The 12903-nt window shown below is 71.9% G+C and carries 15 protein-coding genes; 7 read left to right on the forward strand and 8 right to left on the reverse strand.

The window, feature by feature from the left end; genetic code table 11:
* Positions 1-25: 25 nt before the first annotated feature.
* Entirely contained in the window at positions 26-505 is a 480-nt protein-coding gene (gene dut / locus AB0367_RS11030; RefSeq protein WP_366226072.1) for a dUTP diphosphatase, read from the reverse strand.
* Between the two features lie 52 nt (positions 506-557).
* Between dut and AB0367_RS11035 the strand changes: the two genes are divergently transcribed.
* Complete coding sequence (locus tag AB0367_RS11035) at positions 558-1025, forward strand: DUF3093 domain-containing protein (protein ID WP_366226073.1); 468 nt, start codon at positions 558-560, stop codon at positions 1023-1025.
* Here the strand turns inward: AB0367_RS11035 and AB0367_RS11040 are convergent.
* Both AB0367_RS11040 and AB0367_RS11045 read right to left on the reverse strand, forming a co-directional pair.
* Complete coding sequence (locus AB0367_RS11040; RefSeq protein ID WP_366226074.1) at positions 1004-1837, reverse strand: hypothetical protein; 834 nt, start codon at positions 1835-1837, stop codon at positions 1004-1006. The two genes, AB0367_RS11035 and AB0367_RS11040, sit on opposite strands and share 22 nt — an antisense overlap.
* A gap of 130 nt (positions 1838-1967) precedes the next feature.
* Positions 1968-2264: a DUF4193 domain-containing protein gene (locus AB0367_RS11045; protein ID WP_350545298.1), complete on the reverse strand. Its 297-nt coding sequence runs from the start codon at positions 2262-2264 to the stop codon at positions 1968-1970.
* Between the two features lie 378 nt (positions 2265-2642).
* Here AB0367_RS11045 and AB0367_RS11050 point away from each other — a divergent pair, with 378 nt between their 5' ends.
* Entirely contained in the window at positions 2643-3188 is a 546-nt protein-coding gene (locus AB0367_RS11050; protein ID WP_366226076.1) for a LytR C-terminal domain-containing protein, read from the forward strand.
* A 220-nt stretch (positions 3189-3408) separates the two neighbouring features.
* Here AB0367_RS11050 and AB0367_RS11055 read toward each other — a convergent pair whose 3' ends face one another.
* Positions 3409-4215 (reverse strand): inositol monophosphatase family protein, encoded by an 807-nt coding sequence (locus tag AB0367_RS11055; RefSeq protein ID WP_366226077.1) that lies wholly within the window; start codon positions 4213-4215, stop codon positions 3409-3411.
* Positions 4216-4465: 250 nt separating this feature from the next.
* Between AB0367_RS11055 and AB0367_RS11060 the strand changes: the two genes are divergently transcribed.
* Together AB0367_RS11060 and AB0367_RS11065 are read left to right on the forward strand one after the other, a co-directional pair.
* A complete protein-coding gene (locus AB0367_RS11060) occupies positions 4466-6136 on the forward strand; it encodes an RNA polymerase sigma factor (protein ID WP_366226078.1) in 1671 nt (556 codons plus the stop codon).
* 327 nt (positions 6137-6463) lie between these two features.
* A complete protein-coding gene (locus tag AB0367_RS11065; RefSeq protein ID WP_366226079.1) occupies positions 6464-6697 on the forward strand; it encodes a hypothetical protein in 234 nt (77 codons plus the stop codon).
* Positions 6698-6829: 132 nt separating this feature from the next.
* Here AB0367_RS11065 and AB0367_RS11070 read toward each other — a convergent pair whose 3' ends face one another.
* Together AB0367_RS11070 and AB0367_RS11075 are read right to left on the reverse strand one after the other, a co-directional pair.
* Positions 6830-8551 (reverse strand): DEAD/DEAH box helicase, encoded by a 1722-nt coding sequence (locus AB0367_RS11070; RefSeq protein WP_366226080.1) that lies wholly within the window; start codon positions 8549-8551, stop codon positions 6830-6832.
* 291 nt (positions 8552-8842) lie between these two features.
* Complete coding sequence (locus AB0367_RS11075) at positions 8843-9121, reverse strand: DUF3039 domain-containing protein (RefSeq protein ID WP_350545315.1); 279 nt, start codon at positions 9119-9121, stop codon at positions 8843-8845.
* 61 nt (positions 9122-9182) lie between these two features.
* Between AB0367_RS11075 and AB0367_RS11080 the strand changes: the two genes are divergently transcribed.
* Together AB0367_RS11080 and AB0367_RS11085 are read left to right on the forward strand one after the other, a co-directional pair.
* Positions 9183-10091 (forward strand): pseudouridine-5'-phosphate glycosidase, encoded by a 909-nt coding sequence (locus AB0367_RS11080; protein ID WP_366226081.1) that lies wholly within the window; start codon positions 9183-9185, stop codon positions 10089-10091.
* 37 nt (positions 10092-10128) lie between these two features.
* Positions 10129-11016: a PfkB family carbohydrate kinase gene (locus AB0367_RS11085; protein WP_366226082.1), complete on the forward strand. Its 888-nt coding sequence runs from the start codon at positions 10129-10131 to the stop codon at positions 11014-11016.
* 27 nt (positions 11017-11043) lie between these two features.
* On the opposite strand, the gene AB0367_RS11090 is transcribed toward AB0367_RS11085, so the two are convergent.
* A complete protein-coding gene (locus AB0367_RS11090) occupies positions 11044-11391 on the reverse strand; it encodes a DUF3099 domain-containing protein (RefSeq protein WP_366226083.1) in 348 nt (115 codons plus the stop codon).
* 38 nt (positions 11392-11429) lie between these two features.
* On the reverse strand, positions 11430-11906 hold the full coding sequence (mscL, locus tag AB0367_RS11095; RefSeq protein WP_366226084.1) for a large conductance mechanosensitive channel protein MscL: 477 nt from the start codon (positions 11904-11906) through the stop codon (positions 11430-11432).
* Between the two features lie 202 nt (positions 11907-12108).
* Between mscL and AB0367_RS11100 the strand changes: the two genes are divergently transcribed.
* Positions 12109-12648 carry a hypothetical protein gene (locus AB0367_RS11100; protein ID WP_366226085.1) on the forward strand — a complete coding sequence of 180 codons (540 nt, stop codon included), beginning with the start codon at positions 12109-12111 and terminating at the stop codon, positions 12646-12648.
* Positions 12649-12903: the final 255 nt, after the last annotated feature.

Consider the following 12903-nt stretch of genomic DNA (forward strand, 5'->3'; position numbering starts at 1 on the left):
CCGCTCCCGCGATTGCGCGAGAAGATCACTGCTCTGCCTCCAAGATCGCTGCCGGTGCGAGCCCGGCATGCCCGCCGGTGGACCCGTGGCCACCGGCCCCGCGCACAGTATCGGGAAGGTCCTCGACGACGTGGAAGTGTGCCCGCTCCACGCGCTGGATCACAAGCTGGGCAATCCGGTCACCACGGCATATCTTCGCCGATACCGCTCGATCGTGATTGATGAGGTTCACCAGGATTTCGCCCCGGTAGCCCGCATCCACGGTGCCCGGCGCGTTGAGCACCGTCACACCCATCCGCGTGGCGAGCCCGGAGCGCGGGTGCACAAGGCCGACGTACCCGGTGGGCAACGCGATCGCGATCCCGGTGCGCACCAGCGCCCGCTCCCCCGGGCCGATCTCCACGTCCTGCGCCGCGAACAGGTCGGCCCCGGCGTCGCCCGGGTGCGCGTAGGCGGGCAGCGGCAGGCCCGGGTCGAGCAGCCGCACGAGCACGTCCATCACCATGCCTTCCATCCTGCCGGGTCCGCTCGGCGCGTGAGCACGTACCCTCGCCTACGTGGCACAGCCGAACCCGTACCGTGAGCGACTCAGCCTGTCCTGGTGGCTGTGGCTGCCCGCGCTCGCCGTCGCGGCCGCGCTGGCCGCCGAGGTCAGACTGGGCGCCCCCGGCGCGGCCACGTGGGTCGCCTACCTGGTGCTGCTGCCGCTGACCGTCGGCGGGCTCTGGCTGCTGGGCCGCATCCGCGTCGAGGTGTCCGACGGCGAGCTTCGGGTCGACGACGCGCGTATCCCGCTGCGGTACGTCGGCGAGGTGACCCCGGTGAGCGCCGCGGACAAGCGCGACCTGCTGGGGCCGTACTCGGACCCGGAGGCGTTCGTCGTCCAGCGGCCGTGGATCGGCGGCGCCGTGCGGGTGGAGGTCCGCGACGAGGCCGACCCCACACCGTACTGGCTGGTCAGCACCCGGCGGCCGGAGGCGCTGGCCGCCGCGCTGCGGGAGGCTCAGGCCTCGATCACGCGCTGATCCGGCGGCGCGGCCAGGTCCCTGCGGATGTCGTGGCCCAGCGACAGGGTGGCGCGGCGGTTCAGGAAACCGCCGACCGCGGCGCCGGTCAGGAACGGCCCCAGGGTGCTCAGGTTGCGCCCGAAACGCCTCAGCAGCCGGTCGCGCAGCTCCTTGCGCAGCGCGGTGCCCATGGCCGCGGCCACGCTGCCGCCGACCCGCAGCGGGTTGACCCCGCGGCGCTCGGCCCACGCCTGGATCAGCGTGATCGCGCGCTGAGTGCCGTTGCCGGGGATGGGGTGTCCGTACACCGCATGCAGCTCGCCGATGAGCTTCATCTCCACCGCCACGACCGCGACGGTCTCGGCGGCGAGCAGCACCGGCGCGGAGAGCAGGCTCGGCGTGGCGACCCACTCGACCGCGGCCACGCCGCCACCGGCCGCACCGATGCCGGCGGTGACCCGCGAGGCGTTGCGGACGAGCCGCTCGGCCAGGGCGTCGCGGTCCAGGCCGGGGTGGTGCGCCCGCAGGGTGTCCAGGTCGCGCACGGGGATGTACGGCGCGACGCGGGTCACCGTGTCGGTGACCCAGGCGATCGCCTTCTGGGGCCGGAACAGGTCCCTGAGCCCCCGCTCGCCGAGCTCGATGCGGACCAGCCGGCCCAGCATGCGCCGGCGGTCCTCGGCGGGGACGTCCTCGCCGGTCAGCGCGACGACGGCCTGCGACAGCTCCGCCTCGTCGGCCGGGCCCGCGGCAGCACCGGCCCGCCCCTCCGGCTGGACGGGGGCGTTCTCGGCCGCCTCGTCGGCGGGCACCGGCTCGACCATCGTCAACCTCCGGGGGGTACGGAAACGGTCGCCGCTTCAAACTGAAGCACGCCGCCGCCAGGTTCGCGTGATCAACTCGTGGTCACGGCGCTCACCGCACCGGTCCTGCCGCGTGTGCGGCCACGCGGCAGAACGGTCACACGCACTCGCGGCAGATCAGCTCCCCGTTGCGCTCGGCGGCCAGCTGGCTGCGGTGGTGCACCAGGAAGCAGCGCGAGCAGCGGAACTCGTCGGCCTGCATCGGCAGGACCTTCACCGTCATGTCCTCGTCGGCGAGGTCGGCGCCCGGCAGCTCGAAGTTCTCGGAGAGGTCGGAGTCGTCGACGTCGACGGTCGCGGACTGCGCGTCGGTGCGGCGGGACTTGAGCTCCTCGAGGCTGTCCTCCCCGAGGTCGACCTCGTCGCGACGTGGCGCGTCGTAGTCGGTGGCCATCGGTGTTCACACTCCCAATTTCGTGTCGCCGGTCAGGTTGGGCGCCCGAAGCAACGTTGTCTTCTACATCCAAGGGCGGCGTACCTTACCGCCCTTGAACGTTTGTTGTACGCCCACGCGCGGAAACTTGTTCCCACTGTGACCGAGGCGACACAACGATCTTGCCGGAGCGTGCCCGGGGGCCCGCCGCGCGGCGATGCGACGATACCGCCCGTCCGAGACTTCTGTGGGGAGTCATCCCACGACGCCGAGTAGGAACTTTGTGGTATGTCGGTGGGGACTTCAGCATCTCCCGCGCGCAGGCGCTAACCTCTCCGGCAGCCAGAGCGTCTTCTCTGGTGAAGCAACGACGTTCGAGGCGGGCGCGGGGAGCGAGTCATGAGTTTTGCGCGGGTGAGAGCACTCGCGGTGATCGGCGCACTTATCGTCGCCGCGGGGGTGTTCGTGATCGTCGCCGTGGTGAAGGACCGCCAGGGCGGGTCGGCCGCAGACGCGGGCAAGTGCGCCGAGGGATCGGTGACGGCCAACGCCAAGCTGCCGACACAGGAGGAGGTCAAGGTCACCGTCTACAACGCCACCAACCGCACCGGCGCTGCCTCCGACGTGGCCAACGACTTCATCAGCCGGCGGTTCAAGGAGGCGAAGGTGGTCACCACCGCGCCCAACCCGCCGGTGAACAAGCCCGGCGACGTGGTCGCGGTCATCCGCTTCGGCCCGCAGACGGTCGGCGCGGCGTGGCTGGTGCGCGCCTACTTCCTCGACCAGGCCCGGACCGAGTTCGACAAGGCCCGCGAGGACGACAAGGTGGACATCATCCTGGGCGGCAGGTTCCGGCAGCTGCCGACGACGACCGAGGTCAACCAGGCGATCGCGGCGCTGGGCAACCCGGAACTGCCCGAAGGCACCTGCGCCCACGACGCGTGAGCGACGACACGAAGCACGACACCTGAGCCCCGACGAAGCCTGAGGCACGACGACGCCCGAGCCATGTGACCGCGCAGCCCCCGCAGACACCGGGGGCCCGGTCGTCGACCCCGTGACCGGCGGTGAGCCCCCGACCGGCGAGCCGCCGCCCCACGGCGGCCTCCCGGCGGCGGGCGCCGGGTCACGGGGCGGTGGGGACCCGCGAAGAGCGGGCGGCCGCTCACGGACCGCCGGCGGCGTCCAGCTCGCTCAGGTGGTCGTGCAGGGCGGGGTGCAGCCCGGGCGGGGCGGCGATGAGCATGTCCGGGCCGGGCGGCGCGCCGTCCAGGCCGGTCACCAGGGCACCCGCCTCGGCGGCGATCAGCCCGCCGGCGGCGTGGTCCCAGGGGTTGAGGCCCTTCTCGTAGTAGGCGTCGAGGGCCCCCTCGGCGACCAGGCACAGATCGATCGACGCCGCGCCGAAGCGGCGGATGTCGCGGATGTGCCCGATCAGCCCCGCCAGCACCCGGGCCTGGTGCAGCCGGCGCTGGGCGGCGTAGCCGAAGCCGGTGCCGACCAGCGCCTGGGCCAGGTCGGTCTCGCCGGACACGGTGAGCCGGCGGTCCCCGGCGAAGGCCCCGCCACCCCGGGTCGCGGTCCACTCCCGGCCCGTCGCCACGTTGCGCACGACGCCGGCCACCACGACTCCGTCGACCTCGGCGGCCAGGGACACCGCGTACTGCGGCAGGTCGTAGAGGTAGTTCACGGTGCCGTCGATCGGGTCGAGGATCCAGCGCACGGCGGCCCGGTCCCGGTCGCCGCCGTACTCCTCGCCGAGCACCGCGTCGCCCGGGCGCGCCTCGTGCAGCCGCTCGCGCACGTGCCGCTCGACCGCGCGGTCGGCGGCGGTGACCACATCAGTGGCCGTCGACTTGGTGGCGACGGCCGCGACGCCGTCGGCTCGCATGCGCCTGGCCAGGTCGCTCGCGGAACGGGCGACGGAGAGGGCAAGGGGCAGAAGTTCAGCCGGTCGGTCCATGGTCACCATCCTTACAAAGGCTCCTCGGGCCCTTCCTGGCCCATCCGTTCGGTCACAAGAAGGGCGCTCAGCCCCCTCAAGAGGGGATGTTGGGGCGAGAGAGCGTTACAATTCACGCGCTGCCCGCTGTCGTTAGTGAATCCGCCCGGAGTCACGGCACACGGGAGCCACCAAAGCAACCCGGCCACTCAGCACGGCCGCGCCGTGCGCGAACCGGCCGCACCGGCCGTCGCTCGCTCTTCGCACCGGAAGGTCGTTCGTGACAGCAGCTCACCAGCCCAGCGTTGACGTACGCTCCCTCGCCGACGCGCTGATTGCGCGTGCGACCGCCAACGGCGGTCATCTCACCTCGGCAGAGGTCGCGCAGGCGGTCGACACCGCAGACGTAACCCCAGCGCACGCCAAAAAGCTGCTGAGGAGCCTGGCCGAGGCGGGCGTGACCGTCGTGGTCGACGACTCCGCCCACAGCCGGCGCCGGGTGGCCGCGGCCCGCTCCGCCACCCCGGCGTCCAGGGCGGCCACCGCCAAGGCAGCGCCGGTCCGCAAGGCACCCGTTGCCAAGCCGCTCACAGCCGTCGAGTCCGCGCTGGACCCGGCGGCGGCGAAGAAGGTCCCAGTGAAGAAGGCCGCGCCATCGGCGCCCACCGCATCCGCCGCGGCTGCCGCCGCGCCCGCCGCCGTGGCCCCGGCCGCGACACCGGCGAAGAAGGCCCCGCCAGCCAAGAAGGTGGCGGCGAAGAAGGCGGCGCCCGCCGTGAAGAAGGCTTCGCCGGCCGGGTCGGCCGATCCGGCCGCCCCGACGGCCGGCTCCGGCGACGAGCCGGATCTCGAGGAGCTCGACGACGCGGCCCTGGCCGCCGAGATCGAGGACGTCGTCGTCGAGGAGCCGGTCGAGGCGACCAAGGCCGCCGAGGCCGACGCCGAGGCCAACGCCTCCGACGACGACTTCGCATGGGACGACGACGAGTCCGAGGCCCTCAAACAGGCCCGGCGCGACGCCGAGCTCACCGCCTCCGCCGACTCGGTCCGCGCGTATCTCAAGCAGATCGGCAAGGTCCCGCTGCTCAACGCCGAGCAGGAGGTCGAGCTCGCCAAGCGCATCGAGGCCGGCCTGTATGCGGCCGAGCGCCTGCGGGCGGCCGAGGAGGCCGGCGAGCCGATGACCCTGCCGGCCAGCCGCGACTTCATGTGGATCTCGCGGGACGGCGAGCGGGCGAAGAACCACCTGCTCGAGGCCAACCTCCGGCTGGTCGTGTCGCTCGCCAAGCGGTACACCGGCCGCGGCATGGCCTTCCTGGACCTCATCCAGGAGGGCAACCTCGGCCTCATCCGCGCCGTGGAGAAGTTCGACTACACCAAGGGCTACAAGTTCTCCACCTACGCCACCTGGTGGATCCGCCAGGCCATCACCCGCGCCATGGCCGACCAGGCCCGCACCATCCGCATCCCGGTGCACATGGTTGAAGTGATCAACAAGCTCGGGCGTATCCAGCGCGAGCTGCTCCAGGACCTGGGCCGCGAGCCCACCCCGGAGGAGCTGGCCAAGGAGATGGACATCACGCCGGAGAAGGTGCTGGAGATCCAGCAGTATGCGCGCGAGCCCATCTCCCTCGACCAGACCATCGGCGACGAGGGCGACAGCCAGCTCGGCGACTTCATCGAGGACTCCGAGGCGGTCGTCGCGGTCGACGCGGTCTCCTTCTCGCTGCTGCAGGACCAGCTCCAGCAGGTCCTGCAGACGCTGTCGGAGCGCGAGGCGGGCGTGGTGCGGCTGCGGTTCGGCCTCACCGACGGCCAGCCGCGCACCCTGGACGAGATCGGCCAGGTGTACGGCGTTACCCGCGAGCGGATTCGCCAGATCGAGTCGAAGACCATGTCGAAGCTGCGCCACCCGTCGCGTTCTCAGGTGCTGCGCGACTACTTGGACTGAGCCCTGATTGACCGCTGACTGAACGCTCATTTTCGCTCTGCGCGAACCCGGGCCGTCCCATTTGGGGCGGCCCGGGTGTGTTTCCGGTCACGGAGGGCATTACAGGAGACGTGGCGGCGCGCCAACCCACTTGTGATCGCAGGCAAGGCGCGATAGGAAGCACGTAGCGGGTAGTTCGGATCCCAACTGGAGCCGGACTCTCGGCACGACCGAAGTGTGACGTCGGTCCCGCACACCAGACGGGAACGATGTCGGGCTACACGGTGTTGAACCATCTGTGAACGACGCAAGGACGCGTTCGTCGGTGACGATCAGAGGAGGAAGGCGATGACCCCGACCCTCACGCCGCCGCCGGAGACGGCGGCGCCCCCCGCCGCCGAGGAACGGTGCGACCGCTGCAGCGCGGCAGGGAAACTTCGAGTCAGGCTCGCCGAAGGCGGCGATCTGATCTTCTGTGGACATCACGCCAACAAGTACGCCGACCAGCTGGTCAAGATAGCTGTCGAGTATGCCGTCGCCCCGGACTTCTCGTGGCGCGGTTCGGAGCTCTCGGCCGGCTGAGACCGATACCTGTTACCTCAGGGCGTCCCTTCGGGGACGCCCTGAGGTCGTTTTCAGGCCCTGGAGATCCCGACGCCGCGCCCCGTGCCGGTCGCCAGGGCGCTGGAAGCCTCGCAGGGCCGCCGGGCGGCCTCACAGGGTCTGGATCGTGGCGATGCGCTCCTCGAGCTGCTCGATGGTCGCCTGGGCGCTCGGCGGGCCCCCGCACAGCCGGCGCAGCTCAGCGTGGATCTTGCCGTGCGGCAGGCCCGTGCGGTGGTGATGCGCGGCGACCAGCGTGTTGAGCTGCCGGCGCAGCACGATGCGCCGCTCCCCCGCGGTGCGCGGCTGCGCTGGAACGTCCGGGGCGGCCGTCGCCGTCGCCGCAGGCCCGCGCCGGCGCTCGGCCGCCGCCTGCTCCGCCTGCCGCTTAGACAGCAGCGCCGAGACCTGGTCCGGGGTCAGCAGGCCGGGCAGCCCGAGATACTCCTCTTCCTCCGGTGTCCCGGTCTGCGCCGGCAACCCGAACGTCGCCCCGTCGAAGATGACCTGGTCGAGCTCGGCGGTGGCGGACAGCGCCTCGAAGCTCTTCTCCAGCTCACCCGAGGCCTTCTCCTCGCGGTTGGCCCGCTCCAGCTCGTCGTCGTCGAAGCCGTCCTTGCTCTTCGGCTCGCCGAGCACGTGGTTGCGCTGGGCCTCCAACTCGCTGGCCAGCTCGAGCAGGTGCGGCACGCTGGGCACGAAGACCGTCGCCGTCTCGCCGGGCCGGCGGGCGCGCACGAAACGGCCGATCGCCTGGGCGAAGAACAGCGGGGTGGAGGCGCTGGTCGCGTATACGCCGACGGCCAGGCGCGGGATGTCCACGCCCTCGGACACCATGCGGACCGCGACCATCCAGCGCTCGTTCGACCCGCTGAACGTGGCGATGCGGCCGGACGCGCCGTCGTCGTCGGAGAGGACCACGACGGCCTTCTCGCCGGTGAGCTCGCCCAGGACCTTCGCGTAGGCGCGGGCCGACTGCTGGTCGCTGGCGATGACCAGGCCGCCGGCGTCCGGCATGCCACCGGCGCGCAGGTTCTGCAGGCGGGAGTCGGCGGCGCGCAGCACCTGCTGCATCCAGTCGCCGGTCGGGTCGAGCGCGGTGCGCCAGGCCTGCGCGATGAGGTCCTGGGTCATCGGCTCGCCAAGGCGGGCGGCCAGCTCGTCGCCGGCCGACGTCCGCCAGCGGGTCTCGCCGGAATACGCCAGAAAGATGACCGGGCGGACGACGCCGTCGCGCAGCGCCTCCGCGTAGCCGTAGACGGTGTCCGAGCGCGACCGGGCGATGCCGTCGGACCCGCGCTCGTACTCCACGAACGGGATCGGGTTGTCGTCCGAGCGAAACGGCGTACCGGTGAGCATCAGCCGCCGCACGGCCGGCTCGAACGCGGCCTTCACCCCGTCGCCCCACGACTTCGAGTCGCCGGCGTGGTGAATCTCGTCCAGCACCACCAGTGTGCGCCGGGTTACCGTCCGCCGCTTGTGTACGGCGGGGGCGATGCCGACCTGCGCATAGGTGACGACGGTGCCGTGGAAGTCGGAGGCGGCGTGCACGTCGGAGTTGCGGAACCCGGCGTCGAGGTCGATGCCGACCCGGGCCGCGGCCTGCGCCCACTGCGTCTTGAGGTGCTCGGTCGGGGTGACCACCGTGAGGTTGTCGATGGTGCCGTCGCCGAACAGCTCCAGCGCGACACGCAACGCGAACGTGGTCTTGCCGGCGCCGGGCGTCGCGACGGCCAGGAAGTCCTCGCGCTTGCCCCGCAGGTACTCCATCAGGGCCTTGCGCTGCCACACCCGGAGCGTCTGACCTTGCTGCACCACCGGACGCGGCGGCATGCGGCACCCCTCCCCGTTGAACGTCACATCGCGTGGTCCCGTCGCCCCGGCCCGTCCGGCCCGGCACGTTACCCGGCCCGTCCGGTCGGTTTCGATCAGCTCCGACCAGCTCCCGACCAGCACGGCCCGGCGCGCTGCCCGGCCACGTCATCCGGTTTGTCGCCTTGGCCCGTTTGGTCGGGGCCTGGGCGCATGAAAACGCCCTCGCGTCAGCGCGGACCGCGAAGGCGTTGACAGCCTAGCGGTCCGCGCTGACGCGAGGAGCGGCGATGGGACGAACCGAGCCGAATGTCACGGAGTCGGGTCGTCGTTCTGGACCACGTTCTCGTAGATGTCCTTGCACACGGGGCAGACCGGGAACCGGCTCGGGTCGCGCGAGGGCACCCAGAGCTTGCCGCACAGCGCCCGTACGGGTGTCCCTTCGATCATGGCCTGCATGATCTTGTCTTTCGGCGCGTAGTGCGAGAACTTCTCGTGGTCGCCGGCGTCGTAGCGGTAATCGGTGCTGGTCTGCTCTTCGACGCGCTCGTCGGTGAGAGTCCCGCCACCGTTCTCGGGAGTGGTCGTCACGGGTCTCAGTCTGCCAGGCTCGACGCGAATTGGCCCACATCGGCAGGGCTATCGTGGGCTGGTGATCAACCACGCCATCCGCTTCGGCCCACATGTCGAGGCCGCCCGCAACGCCGGCGCGCCGATCGTCGCGCTGGAGAGCACCATCATCTCGCACGGCCTGCCCCGCCCGGCCAACCTCACCGTGGCGAAGGAGATCGAGGCGACGGTCCGCGCGGCCGGCGCCGTGCCCGCCACCATCGGCATGATCGGCGGCGAGATCGTGGTGGGCCTCGACGACGCCGAGATCGGGCACCTCGCGGCGAGCGACGACGTGGTCAAGCTGTCCGTGCGCGATCTCGCCCCGGCCGCCGCCACCCGCGCCGACGGCGCCACGACGGTCGCCGCCACCTCGGCGATCGCGGCCCGCGCCGGCATCGCCGTCTTCGCCACCGGCGGCCTCGGCGGTGTGCACCGCGGCGCGGCGTCCACCTTCGACGAGTCCGCCGACCTGACCGCGCTGTCCCGCCTGCCGATCACGATCGTCTGCGCCGGCGTGAAGTCGATCCTCGACGTCGGCGCGACCCTGGAGCGCCTGGAGACCCTGGGCGTCAGCGTGGTCGGCTACGGCACCCGCCGCTTCCCCGGCTTCTACCTCACCGACGCCGGCTACGACCTGGACTGGTCGGCCGGCGACCCGGAGGCGGTGGCCGAGATCATCCGCGCGTCCCTCACGCACGACCTGCACCGCGGCGCCCTGGTCGTGGCCAACCCGCTGCCCGCGGACGAACAGCTCGACCCGGCCCTGCACGACCGGGTCCTGGCCGAGGGCCTAGCCGGGCTGGAGCGCGACGGCATCACCGGCAAGGAGGTGACGCCGTACCTCCTGTCGCACTTCCACGTCGCGACCGAGGGCCGGAGCCTGGACGTGAACGTGCGCATCATCCTGCGCAACGCCGACCTGGCCGCCCGCATCGCCGCGGCCCTGTGATCCGGCATCGCCGGTATCGGCCCGGCGGCGACGTGCGGTGAGCGTGGTGGTCATCGGCGACGTCGTCACGGACATCCTGACCGTGCACGAGGGCCCGCTCGCCATCGGCTCGGACACCATCGCCAGCGTGCGCATCGGCGGTGGCGGGTCGGCGGCCAACACGGCGGCCTGGCTCGCGGCGGCGGGGTGCCCGGTCGTCTTCGCCGGGGTCGCGGGCGACGACGAGCCGGGAGACGCGCGGGTCGCCGAGATGCGCGCCGCGGGCGTGACGACGAGCGTGCGGCGGGTGGCCGGGGCCGCGACCGGGACCGTGGTCGTGCTGACCTCCGACGCCGAGCGCACGATGTTCACCGACCGGGGTGCGAACCGGCTCCTGGACCGCTCCGACGTCGAGCGGGCGCTCGGGCTGCCCGAGGTGCGGCACCTGCACCTGTCCGCCTACGTGCTCTTCGACGCCGACTGCGCCCCGGCCGGGCGGTACGCGCTCGCGGAGGCCCGCCGCCGGGGGCTGACCACGAGCCTGGACGCCGCGTCGGCCGCGCCGCTGCAGCGCATCGGGGCGAGCGCGTTCCTGGCTTCGGTACCCCGGCCAGGCATCCTGTTCGCCAACCTGGACGAGGCGCGGGTGATCGCCGGGCCCGGCGGCGGGGCGGACACCGCCGCGCTGGCGCGGGCCTTGCTGGCCCACGCGGACGCGATCGTGGTCAAGTCGGGGCCGGGCGGCGCCACCTGGGCGGCCCCGGGTGAGGTCGTGCACGCGCCGGGGGTCGCGGTGGCCGGGGTGGTCGACCCGACCGGGGCCGGCGACGCGTTCGCCGCGGGCTTTCTGGCGGCGTGGCTCGGCGGCGCCGGGCCGGAGGCGGCGCTGCGCCGCGGCAACGAACTCGGCGCGCGGGCGGTGTCCAGGCTGGGCGGGCGCCCCTGACGCCCTTCGGCCGGCACAGGGGGCGTATCAGTCGGGGTCGATGACCCGATGCTGGTGCTCGTCGAGGGCGTGGCCCGGGTCCGGGTGGGACGTCGCGCGGCGGCGCAGCCGGTTGCGGAGCCTGTTCTCCGCGCGCGGGGGCGCGTCGTTGGCCAGCAGCACCGCGATCATCGGCAGCCCGACACCGCCCAGGAAGCAGAGGGTGAGCCACAGCCACAGCAGGGGCGGGCGGGCCGCGACCAGGATGGCGGCCATCACGATGCAGGCGGCACGCAGGAGCATCATGACCACATATCGCACCTCACGGGCGCGAAGCTCCTGTTCGGGGCTGCGCGCCGCATCGGTGATCAGCTGCGGTCGTTCCCTGCGGGCCATTAACCCGAGTCTGCCACGCCCCCGTGGCCGGCTGTGACTCAGGTGGCGGTCGGCTTCGTGGGTGGGTTCTGCGCCGCGGAGTAGGCGGAGCCTTCCAAGAGCGAGGCAACGCTCGCGCCCTGCTCGCGGGCCGTGGTCCCGGTGGCCAGCAGGTCGCGGATCTCGGTCAGGAGGCGGATCTCGTCGCTCGGCGCCTCAGGTTCGGGTGCGATGCCACGCTTGCGGCGCTCGGCGAGCTTGTTCATGGGCACCACGATCAGGAAGTACACCGTCGCGGCCGTGAGCAGGAAGGTGATCACGGCGTTGACGAACGCGGGCCACTCGAACACCTGGCCGCCGATCTCGAAACCTTGAGCGCCCTCGATGCCGATGCCGCCGCTCATCGCGATCAGCGGCTGCAAGAAGCCCTTGGTGAACGCGGTGACGACGCCGTTGAAGGCGGCACCGATGACGACGGCGACGGCAAGCTCGATGACGTTGCCGCGCGAGATGAAATCCCGGAAACCTTTCAGCACGTAGGCACCTTACGGCCGGGCGGGGCACCATGCACACTCCCGTCCGGCCCGAATCCCGTGCGCCGTTCGCACGGGCCGCGGCCGGGCGGGAGCGCTCTCAGCCGCGGCGCGCAGCTCGCCGTGCACGCACTCACCGCCCGGGCCGCGGAGTCTGTACGACAGGGCGGGGCGCCCGGTCCTCGTCGAGGCGACCACCTACCGCGTGGCCGGGCACAGCACCTCCGACGACCCGCGCCGGTATCGCCGCGGACGACAAGGTCGAGGCGTGGCCCCGGCGCGACCCGATCGCCCGCCTGGAGCGGCTCGTCCGCACCCGGGACTGGGCCGACCAGCGCCGCTTCGACGAGCTCGAGGAGGAGGCGGCGCAGGTCGCGACCGAGACCCGGGCCGCGTGCCTAGCGCTGCCCGACCCGAGGCCCGAGGACATCTTCCGGTTCGCCCTCACCGAGGAGACCGAGCCGCTGCGCGAGCAGCGGGAGTGGAAGGAGACACACCGCACGTCATTTCACGACGCATTGATGGCGCCGCCTTCGGCTTGAACGGCGCCATCCAGCATGGCCAATGCCGTCGATGCGACCGATCACAGCGTCCGGCAGCCGGGCCAGGTCCGCGTGCCACTCTCGGTCGTTTGTGCCGATGCTCGGCACGGTCGATGTCGTTTGCGCCGATGCTCGGCACGGTCGATGCTCACCTCTGGCCAGATCCGAACCGCGAGCTCCCGGGGCCGAGCCCTGCAGGCTAGCACGTCCGGGCACCACACCTCGCTACCGAACGGTAGCGCCGACGCCCGCCTCAAATCGGCGCGGCTTGCGCTCAGTGAGCGATCCAACACGACTAGGCCGCCACGTCAGGAGCCCTCGGCGCCACATTGTTGCACCTCAGCCAACAGTGCTCCGCGCATCATATCTGATTGCCGTCGGCCAATGTCACTGTCAGCGACAGAATGGCACCCGATTGTGAGCATCATCTCACTCGACTCAGCGTTATCAGTCGACCA

This window comes from Dactylosporangium sp. NPDC051484 (genome assembly GCF_040689395.1).
Lineage (GTDB): Bacteria > Actinomycetota > Actinomycetes > Mycobacteriales > Micromonosporaceae > Dactylosporangium.